The sequence below is a fragment of the Nocardia sp. NRRL WC-3656 genome, from assembly GCF_000720265.1.
GTDB lineage: Bacteria > Actinomycetota > Actinomycetes > Mycobacteriales > Mycobacteriaceae > Nocardia > Nocardia nova.
On the sequence record NZ_JOJF01000013.1, the window covers coordinates 1 to 15,457 of the forward strand.

The 15,457-nt window shown below is 68.5% G+C and carries 17 protein-coding genes; 5 read left to right on the top strand and 12 right to left on the bottom strand.

Annotated elements, in window-relative coordinates; translation table 11 throughout:
* Nucleotides 1–123 precede the first annotated feature (123 nt).
* Nucleotides 124–1,023 (top strand): SMP-30/gluconolactonase/LRE family protein, encoded by a 900-nt coding sequence (locus IG65_RS0118260; protein WP_156055677.1) that lies wholly within the window; start codon nt 124–126, stop codon nt 1,021–1,023.
* A 56-nt stretch (nt 1,024–1,079) separates the two neighbouring features.
* On the opposite strand, the gene IG65_RS0118265 is transcribed toward IG65_RS0118260, so the two are convergent.
* Complete coding sequence (locus IG65_RS0118265) at nt 1,080–1,643, bottom strand: TetR/AcrR family transcriptional regulator (RefSeq protein ID WP_030516136.1); 564 nt, start codon at nt 1,641–1,643, stop codon at nt 1,080–1,082.
* Nucleotides 1,644–1,758: 115 nt separating this feature from the next.
* On the opposite strand from IG65_RS0118265, the gene IG65_RS0118270 reads away from it, so the two are divergent.
* On the top strand, nt 1,759–3,180 hold the full coding sequence (locus IG65_RS0118270; RefSeq protein ID WP_030516137.1) for a hypothetical protein: 1,422 nt from the start codon (nt 1,759–1,761) through the stop codon (nt 3,178–3,180).
* On the opposite strand, the gene IG65_RS0118275 is transcribed toward IG65_RS0118270, so the two are convergent.
* Complete coding sequence (locus IG65_RS0118275; RefSeq protein ID WP_030516138.1) at nt 3,158–4,210, bottom strand: NAD(P)-dependent alcohol dehydrogenase; 1,053 nt, start codon at nt 4,208–4,210, stop codon at nt 3,158–3,160. The genes IG65_RS0118270 and IG65_RS0118275 overlap by 23 nt on opposite strands.
* A gap of 143 nt (nt 4,211–4,353) precedes the next feature.
* Here IG65_RS0118275 and IG65_RS0118280 point away from each other — a divergent pair, with 143 nt between their 5' ends.
* Together IG65_RS0118280 and IG65_RS0118285 are read left to right on the top strand one after the other, a co-directional pair.
* Complete coding sequence (locus tag IG65_RS0118280; protein WP_030516139.1) at nt 4,354–5,085, top strand: ZIP family metal transporter; 732 nt, start codon at nt 4,354–4,356, stop codon at nt 5,083–5,085.
* A gap of 82 nt (nt 5,086–5,167) precedes the next feature.
* On the top strand, nt 5,168–6,280 hold the full coding sequence (locus IG65_RS0118285; protein WP_051756426.1) for a S1C family serine protease: 1,113 nt from the start codon (nt 5,168–5,170) through the stop codon (nt 6,278–6,280).
* Here IG65_RS0118285 and IG65_RS0118290 read toward each other — a convergent pair whose 3' ends face one another.
* The 8 genes from IG65_RS0118290 to IG65_RS0118325 form a co-directional block, all read right to left on the bottom strand.
* Nucleotides 6,281–6,847, bottom strand: coding sequence for a vitamin K epoxide reductase family protein (locus tag IG65_RS0118290; RefSeq protein WP_030516141.1), 567 nt, complete (start codon nt 6,845–6,847; stop codon nt 6,281–6,283).
* Nucleotides 6,844–7,629: a thioredoxin domain-containing protein gene (locus IG65_RS0118295; RefSeq protein ID WP_227462677.1), complete on the bottom strand. Its 786-nt coding sequence runs from the start codon at nt 7,627–7,629 to the stop codon at nt 6,844–6,846. The genes IG65_RS0118290 and IG65_RS0118295 overlap by 4 nt, the downstream gene beginning before the upstream one ends.
* A 220-nt stretch (nt 7,630–7,849) precedes the next feature.
* Nucleotides 7,850–8,698, bottom strand: coding sequence for a PPK2 family polyphosphate kinase (locus IG65_RS0118300; protein WP_030516143.1), 849 nt, complete (start codon nt 8,696–8,698; stop codon nt 7,850–7,852).
* Between the two features lie 54 nt (nt 8,699–8,752).
* Nucleotides 8,753–9,478 (bottom strand): ESX secretion-associated protein EspG, encoded by a 726-nt coding sequence (locus IG65_RS0118305; protein ID WP_030516144.1) that lies wholly within the window; start codon nt 9,476–9,478, stop codon nt 8,753–8,755.
* Nucleotides 9,478–10,050, bottom strand: coding sequence for a hypothetical protein (locus tag IG65_RS0118310; protein ID WP_030516145.1), 573 nt, complete (start codon nt 10,048–10,050; stop codon nt 9,478–9,480). The genes IG65_RS0118305 and IG65_RS0118310 overlap by 1 nt, the downstream gene beginning before the upstream one ends.
* A 1-nt stretch (nt 10,051) precedes the next feature.
* Nucleotides 10,052–10,438, bottom strand: coding sequence for a hypothetical protein (locus IG65_RS0118315; RefSeq protein ID WP_030516146.1), 387 nt, complete (start codon nt 10,436–10,438; stop codon nt 10,052–10,054).
* Nucleotides 10,439–10,577: 139 nt separating this feature from the next.
* Nucleotides 10,578–11,213: a class I SAM-dependent methyltransferase gene (locus IG65_RS0118320; protein ID WP_036525068.1), complete on the bottom strand. Its 636-nt coding sequence runs from the start codon at nt 11,211–11,213 to the stop codon at nt 10,578–10,580.
* Nucleotides 11,210–11,533: a DUF4873 domain-containing protein gene (locus IG65_RS0118325; RefSeq protein WP_030516148.1), complete on the bottom strand. Its 324-nt coding sequence runs from the start codon at nt 11,531–11,533 to the stop codon at nt 11,210–11,212. Before IG65_RS0118325 ends, IG65_RS0118320 begins: the two co-directional genes overlap by 4 nt.
* 164 nt (nt 11,534–11,697) lie before the next feature.
* On the opposite strand from IG65_RS0118325, the gene IG65_RS0118330 reads away from it, so the two are divergent.
* A complete protein-coding gene (locus tag IG65_RS0118330) occupies nt 11,698–12,624 on the top strand; it encodes a diiron oxygenase (RefSeq protein ID WP_051756429.1) in 927 nt (308 codons plus the stop codon).
* Between the two features lie 30 nt (nt 12,625–12,654).
* Here IG65_RS0118330 and IG65_RS0118335 read toward each other — a convergent pair whose 3' ends face one another.
* Both IG65_RS0118335 and IG65_RS0118340 read right to left on the bottom strand, forming a co-directional pair.
* Complete coding sequence (locus tag IG65_RS0118335) at nt 12,655–13,902, bottom strand: trans-acting enoyl reductase family protein (protein ID WP_030516150.1); 1,248 nt, start codon at nt 13,900–13,902, stop codon at nt 12,655–12,657.
* A gap of 20 nt (nt 13,903–13,922) precedes the next feature.
* The gene (locus tag IG65_RS0118340; protein ID WP_030516151.1) at nt 13,923–15,365 is read right to left on the bottom strand and encodes an AarF/ABC1/UbiB kinase family protein; all 1,443 of its coding nucleotides are present in this window, start codon (nt 15,363–15,365) and stop codon (nt 13,923–13,925) included.
* Nucleotides 15,366–15,457 lie beyond the last annotated feature (92 nt).

Below are 15,457 nucleotides of genomic sequence, written 5' to 3' on the forward strand. Positions count from 1 at the left end.
CGACCCCAGCGAACAGGAGGACACCCCAGCACTGACCGCCTGACCGACCAGGATCACGCGGCAATCACCCCGATACACCACGCAATTGGACTTGACCTCGCGAGTGCGGGCGTTCTCGCGACAGTGTGGATCAGCGCTGCGGCCGTTCTCCCGTCCGCGCTCGCTCCGGTTCACGCCGAGGCGCCCGGCTGCCCGGCCTCGTCCGTGGAACAGCTGCTGCCCGCCCAGGCCCCGCTGCTCGATTTCGCGGAGAACCTCGGCTACGACGCACAAGGTAACCTCTGGGTCTCGCGCGTCTTCCGAAATGTGGTGCAGCGCTACGACTCCGGCGGGCACGTGACCGCGGAGGTGCCCGTGGAGGTGCCCGTGGACGCGCCCGGTGCGGTCCGGCTCGGGCCCGACGGTGCGCTGTACGTGATCTTCGGTGACTCGTCGGCCGGACTGCTGCCCGGCGCGCATTCCTCCGGCGTCGTGCGGTTCGATCCCGGCGCCGACCATCCGGCGCCGCAGGTCTACGTCTCCGGTCTCGGCATGGCCAACGGTGCGGCCTTCGACGGCGCGGGCAATCTGTACGTCGCCGATACGGCACACGGAGTGGTGAAGGTGCGGCCCGGCGGTTCCGTCGACGCCGACTGGACCGCGCGCGCCGCGGCATCCGGGGTGAACGGCATTGTGCTGCAGGGTGATTCGCTCTACGCGACGCTCTATCAGAGCCTCGACGGCCGCATCGTCCGCATCCCCGTCGATGCTCCGCAGGCGCAGACGACCGTCGCTTCGGTCACCGTCGGGGCGCTCCCGCTGACCGCCCTGCCCGACGATCTCACCGTGGGTCCGGACGGCATGCTGTACGTCGCGACCACGACCGGTCGTCTGGTCCACGTCGACCCGGCCACTGGCGGGGTCTGCACGGTCGCCGACCTCGGCGTGCCGGCCACCTCGGTCGCGAAGGTTCCCACCGACGATCGCGCGCTGCTGGTCACCACGGGAACGGGGACTGTGCTTCGGGTGGTTCTCGGCGCGTGAGGTTCGTCGGTGCCTGGGCGCGGATGACCGGATGCGGGCCGCGCTCGGACCGGCGGCTACAGCATCGGGGCGAGGGTGCGCAGACCGGCGACGAGCTGCTCGGCCGAGGGGGCGGACTTCGGGTCCAGCAGCCACTGGACGAGCAGGCCGTCGAGTAGCGTCCAGAGCAGCACGCCGATCGGGCCGCCGTCGTCGTCCTCGATATCCATGTCGGGCAACAACATTCGGGTCAGTGCCACTTTGCCCTCACGCTGCTTGGTCGTGATGTCGGCCTTCACCTCACCGGAATGCAATGCCTGCGCGAGACTCTCGATATTGGCCGCCCACAGCGCACGCTGCTCGGTGAATGTGGCGGTGAGACGCCCCAGGAAGGTGAGCAGCCGCTGCGCCGGTTGCGGTTCGCTGCTCTCGGCGAGCGCGTCGAGGATCTGCTGCACGGCCTCGGCGGACGATTCGATCATGGCCTGCGTGAGCAGGTTGTCGCGGGTGCCGAAGTGGTAGTTGATCGCGGCCAGATTGCTGCCCGAGGCGGCGACGATATCGCGCACCGTGGTCCGGGCGTAGCCGCGTTCGGCCAGGCAGTGTTTGGCCGCTGAGAGCAGATCCTCACGTGTTCCCACGTCGGCAGGGTAGCAAGCGCCCGCTGACGAATGTTTCAAACAAATGTTTGTGACAAGCGTTTGAAACGTCTGTATGGTTCTCCGTGTGGTCTCCGAATCGTCCGAGAGGTGCCAGATGGTCACGCAACGTCCGATATCGCCCTTCGAGTCGGGTTACTTCCAGGAACACGCCACCTTCGGGTCCGTGCCGGTCGGCGGGATGGCGCTGTTCATCGGGTCGACCGTGGAAGGGGAATTCGACACCGAACTGCTGCGCACGGTGCTGGCCGAACTGGCCGCCGAGCATCCGCTGCTCAGCTGTCGCCGATTCGACGACGCCGGGGTGCCGGTACTTCGCCATGTCGAGGGCTATCGCCCCGCGGTCACCGAAAGTCCCGGTGGCGACATCGAATACGTCGACTTCGTCAACCAGCCGCAACCGTGGGACGAGGGCTTGTTCTTCGCACGAGTGTTCCGCGAGGACGACCGGACCCGCATCGTGCTCGTCGTCCATCACGGAATCACCGACGGCCGTTCGTCTTTCGCGCTGCTGGACGAGATGTGGCGGCGCTACACGGCGCATCGCCGCGGGGCGCCGCTGCCGGTGCGCGCGAATCACGAACTGCCGCAGGCGGTCGACGAGCGCCTCGCCGCACTCGTCTCCGGGGCGGAGGTCGACGAATTGCTCGCGGCGATGCGCACGATCATCGGTGAGCCGCCCGCTAGATTGCCGCGCGACGGCACGGCGGGGTTGGGGCGCGGTCTGTTCGTCGCCGAGCGGATCGAGCTGGAACCGGAGGTGACCGCGGCCTTCGCCGCCGCGGCGCGCTCGGCCGGGATCGGGGTGAACGCCTTGCTGAGCGGGTGTGCGCTGGCCGCGGTCCGGGCCGAACTGGGCGGCGTGGGCACACTGCCGATGGTCTGCGGCTATGCCGCCGATATGCGGGCCGCGGTGGACCCGTGGCTGCCCGACGAGACGGTCCTCAACTGCGCCTCCGGCTGGGGCACGCTACTGGCGGTCGCCGAATCCGCCGATCCGTTCGAACTGGGCAGGGTGGTGCACGCCGACGTCCGTGCGGCCCTGGAGCGCCGCGACCCCGCGCGTCTGGCGTTGGCGGGCCGATACATTCGCGACGAGGCCACCGCGCGGATACTCGCGGAACAGCCCAGTATCGCGCTGTCGAACATCGGGCGGGTGCCGGACCATATCGTCCCCGAGGGGGTGCGGCTGGTGCGCGACAGCCTGCTCGCCATGGGACCCGGGATGCCGCCCAAGCTGACCGCGTTCACCCTGGGGGAGCGGCTGACGGTGCAGGTGGAATACGACACCAACGATCACAGCCGCGCCCAGATGGGCCGGGTGCGCCGCAATCTCGCGGAGTTGTTGCACCGCACCGCCGGCCGGGCGGCAGCGTCGTCCGTCGGCCGGGCGGGAACGTCATCCGCCGACGGCTCGGTTCCGGTATCCGCCGACGGCTCGGGTTCGCCCTCCGGCGGCGACGCCGAGCGCGCGGACGCCGGCGTCGCCTCGAAATTCACATGGTGGCGGCGTCGATGACGAACCGGTACCGAACGTCGCTGGCGACCACGCGCTCGTAGGCCTCGTCGATGCGGTCGGCGGAGATGACCTCGATTTCCGCGCCGATGCCGTGTTCGGCGCAGAAGTTCAGCATCTCCTGGGTTTGCGGGATGCCGCCGATATTCGACCCGGCCAGCGACCGGCGGTTGCCGGTGAGGGTGAAGGGGCGCACCGCGAGCGGCTGCTCGGGCAGGCCGAGGATCACCATGGTGCCGTCGAGGTTCAGCAGGCGCATATAGGTGTCGATCGGCAGATCGGCCGAGACGGTGTTGATGATCAGGTCGAACCGGTTGCGCAGATCGCGGAAGATCTGGCGGTCGGTGGTGGCGTAGTAGTGGTGCGCGCCGAACCGCCGGCCGTCGTCCTCTTTGCTCAGTGAATGGCTCAGCACCGTCACCTCGGCGCCCATCGCGGCGGCGATCTTCACCCCGACATGGCCCAGCCCACCCATGCCGATGATCGCCACCTGCTTGCCCGGGCCCGCGTTCCAGTGCCGCAGCGGTGAATACAGGGTGATGCCCGCGCACAGCAGCGGCGCGGCCTCGTCGAGCCCGATGCCCTCCGGAATGCTGACCACGAAGCCGTCGGTCACGACTACCTGGCTGGAATAGCCGCCGAGGGTGTAGCCGCCGGCCTGGATCTCCTCCGGGACGGCGCCGTTGTAGGTCATGGTGGCGCCGCGCACGCAGTACTGCTGCTCACCGGCCAGGCACGGCTCGCACTGTCCGCACGAATCGACCATGCAGCCCACGCCCACCCGGTCGCCGACCGAGAACTCGGTCACCTCAGGGCCGACCGCGGCGACCAGACCGGCGATCTCGTGGCCCGGGACGCAGGGGTACTTGGTGCCGTGCCACTCGTTGCGGGCGGTGTGGATGTCGGAGTGGCAGATGCCGGCGTACTTGATGTCGATCAGCACATCGTGCGGGCCGAGTGCGCGGCGTTCGATGGTGGTCTTGGTGAACCGGCCGTCGGGCGCGGAAACGGAATACGCGGCAGCTGTCGTCATGCGTTCATGCCTACCCGCGCATGGATGCCTACGCAAACCACCCGCCCGGAGCGATGCGACCGGGGCAGGGGCCATGCCCACCACCGGCGACCCGCCGGTCGGATGTGCTCGGCGGGCTCGCGCCGATATCGGATGCTGATCCGGTGGCGATCGTGCTGGCGTTGATATCGATGTGTTCGACGCTGGCAGGCGGGTTGGTGGCCGCGCGCATCGGAGAGCGCAAGCGGCTGATCCTCGGCCTGGCCGCTGGAATCATGCTCGGCGTGGTCGCCTTCGACCTGATCCCCGATGCCCTGGCCGAATCCGACCGGGTCGTCTCGGGTGTGCCCGGCGTACTCGTGGCGGCCGTGATCGGCTTCTTCACCATTCACATCATCGAACGCGAGATGGCGATCCACATCGGGCACGAGCAGGATTTCGGCCGCCACACCCACGACTTCCCGTCGGTCGGGCTGGTCGCCACCGGGGGATTGATCTTCCACAGCATGCTCGACGGTCTGAGCATCGGCGTCGGATTTCAGGCCGGAACCGCGCTGGGCATCTCGGTCGCGATCGCGGTGATCTCGCACGACTTCGCCGACGGATTCAACGCCTTCACCATTCCCACGCTGTACGGCAATGCCCGGCGGCGGGCGCTGACCCTGCTGTTCCTGGATGCGCTGGCGCCGGTGGCGGGCGCGATCATCGGCACGGTGATCCGGGTGCCCCCCGACGTCGCGGGCCTGTATCTGGGATATTTCGCCGGATTCCTGCTGTATCTGGCAACGAGTGACATTCTGCCGGAAGCACATTCGGGCCGCCCGTCGCGCACCGTGCTGTTCTGCACGATCGCGGGCGCCGCGTTGATGTTCGCGGTGGCGGCATTGCAGGACTGATACCGGGCGCCGCGCCGATTTGGTACACATAAAAGCACAAACTCCGCCAGCCCACCCCGGGCATGCAGAATCGGGAGCGGCGATGGACGAGCAGCATTCGGGCCGGCAATCGCGTCCGGCTCGGGGCGGGTGGCTGTCGACGGTCGTCTTCGTGCTCGTCATGGCCTTGGTCGGCGCGGCATTTCTGGGCTACCGCGGGGATCTGCCACGGTGGGCGGTGCCCGCGGGCCACTCCACCTCGGCGCTGTTCGGGCCGCCCGTGCCGCCGATGGATCCCGCGGCGGTGGCCTCGGCCGTCGAACCCGAACTGGTGAACATCAACGTGTCGATCCGGCCCAGCGGGATGGGCGCGGCCGGATCGGGGATCGTGCTCAGTCCCGACGGTGAGATCCTGACCAGCCACCACGTGGTGAAGGGCGCGGAGACCATCACCGTCGGCGATCTCGGCAACGGCGGGCACTATCCGGCGACGGTGCTCGGCTACGACTCCGACGCCGATATCGCCCTGCTGTCGCTGAGCGGGGCGGCGGCGCTGTCGGTGGCCCGGATCGGCAGCTCCGCCGGGGTCCGGGTGGGCGATCAGGCGCTGGCGATCGGCAATGCGGGCGGAACCGGTTCCCCGACCGCGACACCGGGCACGGTCACCGCGCTGGATGCCTCGATCGTGGCGCGCGATACCGCCGATCTGTCGCGCAAGGCGTTGATCGGCATGATCGAGGTGGCCGCGCCGGTTGTCTCCGGACAGTCCGGCGGCGCCTTGGTCGACCGGACCGGCGCGGTGATCGGCGTGGTGACCGCCGCCTCGGGAGAACTGTCCCGGCAGCAGGGGCAGGCCAGCGGCTACGCGGTGCCGATCGATCGGGCGTTGAGTGTGGTGCGCCAGATCCGCACCGGCATTCCGACCGATACGGTCCACGTCGGCCCTACCGCGACCCTCGGCGTCCTGACCTCCGATGCCAAACCCACCGGCGCCCGGGTGGACGTGGCGATCTACGGGCTGCCGGCCTTCACTGCCGGGCTCGATTCCGGCGAGGTGATCGTCGCGGTCGACGACACACCGGTCACCTCGGCGCAGACGCTCAAGGCAGCGCTCAACGTGCGCCGGCCGGACGAGGTGATCCGGCTGGATCTGGTCGAGCCGGACGGCACGCACCGCACGCTCGCGGTGACGCTGGCCGCCGGCCCGCCCAACTGATCAGAACAGCGAGAGCCAGTAGTCCTGGAAGCGCAGGAAGACCAGCAGCAGCACGATCGCGTAGTAGACCACGACGATCGTCCACCGCCACTGCGCGACGATGCCCATGATCCCGCGGGCCCCACCCCACAGCTGATCGGTGACGACCGCCAGGCAGACCGGCGTGAACGTCCACACCACCATGCAGTACGGGCACAGCGCGCCGATGCGGTAGAGGCTCTGGAAGATCAGCCAGAAGATGAAGCCCATCCCGGCGACCAGGCCGATCCACAGCCCGCCCCAGAACCAGCGCGGCAGGCCGACACCGGACACCGCGAGCACCGCGATGGTGACCGCCACCGAGAATCCCGTGACGCCGATGATCGGATTCGGGAATCCGAACACCGACGCCTGATGGGTCGCCATCACCGAGCCACAGGACAGGATCGGATTGATGCTGCACGACGGCCGATAGGACGGATCCTTCAGCAGTTTGAAGTCTTCGATCGTCAACGTCACCGCGGCCAGCCAGCCCAGCAGGGTGCCGAGCAGGAGTAGCCACGCGGGGCGGGGCCGGACGGTGATCACTTGGCCGCGGCCTCGATCACCGGGCGCAGACCGTCGGGCTGCATCAGCTGCTGCGAGCTGGTGATCTGCTTACCGTTCACGTACACCGTCGGCGTGGACTTGATGCCGCTGTTGAGCACGTCCTTGGTGGTCTTCTGCACGTACTTGTCGTACTTGTCCGACGTGATGCACTCGGCCACGGCCGGATCGGTGTAGCCGGCGGCCTGGGCGATCTGCACCAGCTTCTCGTCGGGCAGGCCGGTGCCGCCCTCCGGGGGCTGCTGCTCGTACATGGTGGTCAGCCACGGCAGGAACTTGGTCGGGTCGGAGCCGGCGACGCAGTAGGCGGCGTTGGCCGCGCGCGAGGAGTAGCGGGTGCCGCCCGAGGACTGATCCAGGAACGCGATGATGTTGTAGCGCACGCTGGCCGTGCCGGCGTTCACCGCATCCTCGATGGCCTTGGCGTTGGCGGTCTCGAACATCTTGCAGGCCGGGCACTGCAGGTCGGCGACGACCCGGATGTCGACCTTGGCGCCGGGCTTGCCGATCTTGATCTCGCCCTGGTCGGTGATCGAGCCGGTGACCGCGTCGGGCGAGGCCGGCTGCGCGGCGACCGAGGGCACCGGCCCGGTGTCGTTCTTGTTGGACTGTTTGACGGCGATGCTGATGCCGATGGCCGCAATGAGCGCGATCAGCACGGCCGCGACACCCACCTGAATCAGGATCGTGCGCGTGCGATCTCCGCCTCGCACCGCCGTCAGCGAGTTCTTCCCACGCGGATTCTTGCTCACCTCGGAGTTCACCACGCCTTTCCTGTGTTACGTGTCGGTGTGCGACATCGGTGTTGTGCGGCCGGGCGCCGCCTGCGATCGTACGGGCCGTCCGCCACGCCGTCGCGGTGCCGCATCGCGGGCGGGCGGCCGCACGAGGCACACTCGGCACCACATGATTCCCGGTCAACCTGAGAGATCCCCGAGATTCGGGCCGAAATATCCGCGGTGGTGACCGGCGTCTCCGTGCCGATCAGCTCGCGGCGAGCCGCGCCTTCTCGGTGTCGATGTCGAACTGCGGCGCGGGCCAGCCCAGCTTCAGATCACCCAGCGCATCGATGAGCAGTTCGGTGACGGCCAGGCGGGCGAACCACTTCCGGTCGGCCGGAACGACGTACCACGGCGCGTGGTCGGTGTCGGTGCGGTCCAGTACGTCCTGATAGGCCTGCTGATAGTCGGGCCAGAGCGCGCGGTCGTCGATATCGCTCGGGTCGTACTTCCAGTACTTGTCCGAGCGTTCCAGCCGTTCGCCGAGGCGGCGCTTCTGTTCCTCCAGCGAGACGAACATCGCGACCTTGACGATCGTCGTGCCCGCCTCGGTGATTTCCCGTTCGAACCGATTGATCTCGTCGTAGCGCGACTCCCATTCCTCGCGCGGCACCAGGTTCTGCACCCGCACCACGAGGACGTCCTCGTAATGGGACCGGTCGAAGACACCGATCTGCCCGCCGGCCGGCAGCCGGTGGCGGATTCGCCACAGATAGTGGTGCCGGCGTTCCTCCTCGGTGGGAACGCCGAAGGCGGCATGCCGCACCCCCTGCGGGTCGACCATGCCGATCACGTGGCGCACCACGCCGCCCTTCCCTGCGGTGTCCATACCCTGCAGGATGAGCAGCAGGTTGCGGTGGTCACCCGAGCGGCCGTTCGCGAACAGCATCTCCTGCAGCTCCGACAGCACCTGACCGCGTTCGGGCAGCAATTGCTCACCGAGTTTCTTGTCGCCGGTGAATCCGGGCGTCGCGGAAAGGTCGTAGGAATCGAGCCGGACCCCGGCGGCTCGCAACGCGGTGGTGGCCGGTTCGGTCCACGGAGATTTCGCCATAACCGTCGAGTATGGACGGCGGCCCCGACAGCCGGGTGGTGATCGTGCCGTGAGTCAGCCGATTCCGGCCAGTCTCGTCAACTGTGCGGCGAATTCGGCGTCGTCGACCGGGGTCAGCACCAGCTCGGCGGCCGTGGTGAGCAGATAACGTCCGTCGCCGGTGATGTCGAGCCAAGTGCGATGCCGCGTCGGCGGCGACATGGGATTGTCGGGTGCGACGGTGACGGTGATGAATCCGCGCGCGTCGACCGGGGCGCGCAGCGTGCGGCGGAAGCGGGCGGCGCCCGGATCCTGCGGTGTGTCGATATCGCCGCCCGGATGGGCGTCGGTCCCGATGTCGAGCACCGCGTGCTGCGGTTCGCGCATCGGCCCGCGTGTGCCCGCCGGCGCCGAGCCGATCGCGGCCACCAGACGTTCGCCCACCCCGCGCGCGTGGCAGACGGCGACCGTGACGGCGTCGGGCCGTGCGATCAGCAGCCCGGCGTGCCGGTGGACGACGGCGGCGAAGGCGAGGATCAGTTCCGGCTCGTCCGCCGGTGTGGAGCGCCGGCCGGAGACGGTGATCGTGGTGGCGTCCGGGCGGGTGCACAGCAGCAGTGCGGCGGTGAGATCCGGATCCGTGTTGCGCGCATAGCGGGTGCGCAAACCCAGTGCGGCATATTCGGATTCGGTGCGCACGGTGGATTCCGGGATCATGTTCACCGGATAGGGACGGCGGTCGAGATCGGTTTCGGTGGCCCAGACGTGGGCGAACTCGTCCGGCGTCAGCACCCACTTCACTACGGATGACCCCCACCCGAATCCGGCCGGGGTGCGGGAACGAAGCGCGGCACCCGGTCACCGGAGGCGACCAGGGTGCTGTTGTAGCGGAAGGTCATGATGTCGCGGGCGTCGGCCAGGGCCGCGGCGGCGGCGACGTCGTGGGTCATCCGGCGGGCGCCGCCGTGCACCACCTCGGCGACCGGGTCGGGCAGCGGAACATAGGTCGGCGGCGCGGGCAGGGCGTCCCGAATGGATTGCGCCGCTTCCGCATCGGCCTCCAGCAGTTGCCGCAGCCGGGCGCAGACCTCGGCCGCGGCGGCGCCTCGTTCGACGAACGCCGCCGTCGCGGGTTCGGCCGCCGCGCGGGCTCGCCCCGACCAATGCTCGAATTCGCCGTGCGTGGCCTCGGCGAAGGTCCGGAACGCCGCGGCGACGGCGTCGGCCTGCTGTTGCCAGGCCGCGGCCGCCTCACCGAGCGCGGCCGGATCCAGTGTCTCGTGCACCAGCTCCCACAGTTGCCGGTGGCTGTAGGAGCCGTACACCTCCCGATCCGCGACGAAGGGCGGATCGACATGCGATGCGTCGGTCACCTCACGCTCCCGGCTCGGGCCGGATCAGCGCCAGCGCGGCGCGGTTGGCGGCCTCGGCCTCGTCGAAGTGTTTCCCCGCGGCCAGATAGGCGGCTTTGAACAGCAGTGCCGTCTGCTGGAACGAGAGGACGGTGTCGAGGTATTCGCCGCCCTTGCGGGAGAATCCGCGCGCCAGGGCCCGGCCGGAGGCGAGTTCGCCGAAGCCGCGCACCGTCGTCGGTACGGCACCGCCGCTGCGAGCGGCATGGAGATCCTCGACGAGACGGTCGCAGGCCGCCGCGAGATTGCGCGCGGTGTCCTCGGCGATCTCGAACACCTCCGCTCCGGAACCTGTTGCCGCGGCGTACAGCTCGCGCGCCAGATGCTGGCCGGTCTCCGGAATCGGCACCGTGATGATCCCCTTCCGCCCGAGAGTTTCCCGCGAGCGAGCTTACCGGAGCAGCGGTCGCCGGGCGCGTGGCGACGCATTGTGAATGCGCACATCGATGGGTGCGAAGAATGTGTAAATCACTGTGGCGCTGTCTGTTTCAGGCGGCGTCGGCGGCCCGGGCGCTGACGTACTGCAGCAGGCCGTGCACTTCCTGCTCGATATCCACCAGCCCGGATTCGGCGAACAGTTTCGGGAACGTGTCGAGGTCGAATACGCGGAGCCCGCCCGCCCCGCCGACCGCGCTCGAGACCTCCCCCACCCAGCCCTGGGGGCGGTGACTGGTGCTGATCGCGATGCGACCGCCGGGCGCGAGCACCCGGATCATCTCGGCGGCGGCGGTCAGCGGATCCGGAATCAGATACAGCGCACCGAAACAACAGACCGCGTCGAAGCTGTTGTCGGGGAAGGGAAGCCGGCGAGCGTCGCCGCGGACGTAGCCGGCTCGCGGGCCGGAGTTGTCGGCGACGGCCTGCCGCAGCATCGGCACCGAGAAATCGATGCCCACCGCGTATCCGGGGCCGATATGTTCACTCAGGTAGTGGGTGAAATTGCCCGGCCCGCAAGCGATGTCGAGCACCCGGTCGCCCGCGTCGAGGCGCAAGGTCCGCACCGCGTCACGGCGATCGGCCTGCATGGTCCGCCCGGTGGCCAGCAGAAAACTGGTCGGCCGCCACGCCCGCTCGTAGAGCAGGGCGAAGACCGGGTTGTTCATGGTGTGGCGTGCGAGATTCACCAGGTCATCCTCGCCTCGAGGTCGTCTGCTGTCGAGATCCGATACGGCGGTGCGCTGTGCCCGACGAGCCGCAGTCGCCCCCAAAAGTCGCGATCACCGAGGATCGCGTTCGCGGCGCCTTCGGTGGTCCGCAACGTGACGCGCTGCTTCCGGTTGCCGGCCGCCGCATCCAGCGCCGCATCCGGATCGACGCGTCCGTACCAGCGGTAGATGCCGTCGATCGGCTGGCGATGGCCGCGCAGCCGCACTCGGACGGCGAACTCCCGATCGCCCAGCACGACGACGGCCGGCCCCAGATAATCCGCATCGGGTTGCCGCATGATCGCCTTTCCGAGCTACGCGTCAGGGTCCTGCCGCACTATAGCCGTGACAATGAGTAATAGGTAATATCGAGTGTGCCACCGCTCACATCGGGCGGCAAATGCGCCGACGGTGAGCACGGACAACGCGCCGGCCGCGGCGTAGCGGCAGAACGGTGAAGCCGATGACACAGCACACCGACAATCTCGCGGGGGACGGTTTCGACGGGCGCGAGCGCGTGGCCCAGCGGCTGCTTCGCTCGTCGGCGGAACACTTCTACGACGCCGATATCGACATCGACTGGGAGCAGCCGTGGGCCCCGGACAAGGCGTGGCTGCCCGAACACCGGATTTCGCTCTATGGCACTCCGCTGTGGGATCGGCTCACTGCCGAGCAGCGGATCGAACTCGGCAAACACGAACTGGTGAGCCTGCTGTCGTTCGGGATCGTCGCCGAGGGGCTGCTCAGCAAGTATCTGCTGCGCATCGTCGCACGCGACCCGACCTCGCAGCATGCGATGTACGCGCTCACCGAACTGAGCGAGGAAGCGCGTCATTCGATCATGTTCGCGCGGCTCATCGACAAGACCGGAATACCGCCGTATCGGCCGGTGGCGCTCAACCGGATGCAGCTGCGCGTCGCCGAACACTTCCCGATCGGTCCGGTCGTCTACGCCGGCACGCTGCTGATCGAGGAGATCCTCGATCGCGGTCAACGAGAAGCCATGGCCGACAGCACTGTTCAGCCGCATGTGCGGCAGTTGATGCGGATTCACGTGCTGGAGGAGGCGCGGCACATCGGTTTCGCCCGCGATGCGCTGGCGCGCGGGATGGCCCGGCGTTCGCGGTGGCAGCGGCTGCCGCATCAACTCCTGCTGGCCTACTTCGCGCTGGTGCTGTATCCGATGCTCGTCAATCCGCAGGTCTATCGCGCGGTGGGTATCGACCCCCGGCGCGGATTCGCCGCGGCCTTCACCGGCCCGCAGTACCGGCGGACGATGAGCTTCCTGTCCGAGCCGATGCTGCGCTATTTCGACGAGGTCGGCATGCTCGACGGCGCGGCGGTGCGCACGCTGTGGCGGCTGACCCGTTCACTGCCCGACGATCTGTGAACGGGCCTGCCGCCGCAAGCTCTCCGTCGTTCAGGCTCGCTCGACCTCGATGGTCATCCCGGCCCGCCGCAAGCGATCGGTGAGGGGATCGCCCATGGCGGAGGCGGGCGTGAGGATGCCCGCCAATTCCGGAAGTTCGTCGAAGGCCAGGCACAGTCCGGCCTCGCCGAGCATCACCGAGGTGGCCTGATAGCCGGGGTCGCCCTGTCCGGCGAAGGTGCAGACGTACCGTGCGCCCGAGGTGGTGTCGGCGAAGGTCTTCATGGTGAACCAGCCACTGCGGCGGGCCTGCTCGCCGGGGCCGGTGCCCGGCTTCGGCAGGATCCGGTCCAGGAGCCGGCGCCCCACCGACACGCGGGAGAGCAGAGCGCCGGCGGTCATGGTGGCGACGATGCCGCCCGCCATACCCGCGGCGACCAGCGGTGCCGCCGGCGAGCTTCCGGCGCTCATCACCTCGCGATAGCGGAAGTTCTTGCCGTAGACCCAGCCCAGCAGGCCGTTGCTGCGCCGCACCACCTTGGTGTTGTGCGCGGCCATCACGAAGGTGGCGACCCAGCCGTCGAGGCTGGGGTCGATGGCCGAGGCGCGCGAGAGAGCCTGATCGGACTGCCGGCCCACATCGGGTTCCATCGACTTGTCGGGGCTCAGCGAATACGGGTGCGAGAGCACCGAACCCTTGGCCGGATCGGTGGCGATGGCCTCCATCATCGCCCGCCCGGAGTCGATGGTGCCGCCGCTGGCGCCGCCCTTGAGCCAGGCCACCAGGGTGGTGTCGGTGAGCTCCCCGGTGTTGTCCTCGACCGACCGGCGGTAGAGCCGATAAACGCTCAGATCGGACGGAATCGAGTCGTAGCCACAGGAATTCACGATTTTCGCGCCGGTTTCGGCGGCCCGCTCGCCGAACCGATCGATACATTCGCGGATGAACAGCGGCTCGCCGGTGAGGTCCGCGTAGTGGGTGCCGGCGTTCGCGCAGGCCTGGGCCAGGGGCAGGCCGTACCGCAGATACGGGCCCACGGTGGTGACCACGACCTTGGTCCGGGCCGCCAGCGCGTCCAGTGCCGCCTGGTCGGAGGAATCGGCGACCAGCAGCGGCCAGATCGCCGCCCCGCCGCCGAGTTCGTCGCGCACCGCGGTGAGTTTCTCCGGCGAACGGCCCGCGAGGGCGATACGCGCATCCGCGGGCGCGGCCTCGGCCAGATACTGCGCGGTCAGCCGGCCGACGAACCCCGTCGCGCCGAACAGTACGAGGTCGAATTCCCTGTCGGTCATGCCCATCCCATTCTCGTGGTGGCCGATTACTTTGTGCTGGTACGTTTTCCGCCGGCGGCTTTGCGTGGCGCGGCGCGCTTGGCAGGTTTGCGCGGCAGGCCGCGCCGGGCCAGCCAGGCGTGGTGCTGCTTACCGAGTTCGGTCACCGGGTCGTCGCCGTAGAGCCACTCGCGGGCGATCCGATGCCAGTTCCCGGTCGCTTCCAGCTGGCCGAGTACCCCGAAGGTCAGGAAATCCGCGCGCCGGGAGAACAGATGTTCCGGCGGCAGATTCTGCTGCTTCATCCCGGCGTACTCACTCGCGCGCGGATCGACCGCCAGCACGAAGGCGCCGCTGGCCAATTCGGGGGTGATGGTCAGGTCCTGGTCGATCAGCGCCCACTCGCACGCGGCGAGCACATACTCCAGACAGTCCTCGGGGGTGATCTCCTCCGGCGAATCGATGATGCCGTGGTCGATCATCAATTGGCGCAGATCTTCGGCACGTTCCTCGGCCGCCGCACGGATGCAGGTGGCCTCGAACCGGACGTGTTCGGGATCCATCCGGTTGAACAGCCCGAAATCCAGGAAGGCGACCCGGCCGTCCTCGCCGAGCAGCAGATTGCCCGGATGCGGGTCGCCGCAGAATTCGTTGAAGCTGAACAGCGAACCGACGTAGAAGCGGTAGATGATCTCGCCGACCCGGTCGCGTTCGGCCTCCGGCAACCGGCGTATCTCCTCGAAACCGCGACCGGGAAAGTACTCGCTGACCAGCACGTGCGTACTCGACAGCTCGGGCATCGTGGCCGGAACCACGATGAACGGATGGTCGGCGAACAGTTCGGCCACCTCGCGCTGGGTATGCGCCTCGGCCACGTAGTCCAGTTCGCTCTCGAGGTTCAGCCGCAGTTCGTCGAGGACCGCCGGCGTCACCCACGGCATCGCCGACTGCAGGACGCGGCGGAACATCGCGAGATTCTTCAGATCGGCGCGCACGGCGGTATCGATGCCCGGATACTGCACCTTCACCGCGACCGCGCGCCCGTCGTGCAGCCGCGCCCGGTAGACCTGGCCGATGGAAGCCGCCGCGATCGGTTCGTCCTCGAATTCGGCGAACAGCTCTTCGAGCGTGCGGCCGAAATCCTTCTCGATGACGCCGCGCATGGTGTCGAAGGAGACCTTCGGCGCGCTGTCGCGCAAGACGGCCAGCCGGCGCTGGAATCGCTCGCGATGTTCGGGCGGAACCAGATCCAGATCCAGCACCGAGAGCATCTGGCCGAGCTTCATGGCCACGCCCTTCATGGTGCCCAGCACCATGACCATCTGCTCGGTGGCGCGGATCATCGACTCCTCGGCCATCCGCTCGCGCACCGCTTCGGAGCGTCCGCGCATCGAGCGGCGGGTCTTCTGCGCACGTAAGACGTTGCCGGCGACGGCCACACCCAGTTTCGTCCCCCGCGCCAGCCGCGACGTCGGCAGCTCTTTCGCCATTGATGACCTCCGTTGATGCCCCGCCTGGCCGGTCTTCAGCGTAGCCAAGCGCGAGCCGTCGGCCCAGAGACGGCGAGCGCGGATTCCTTCGC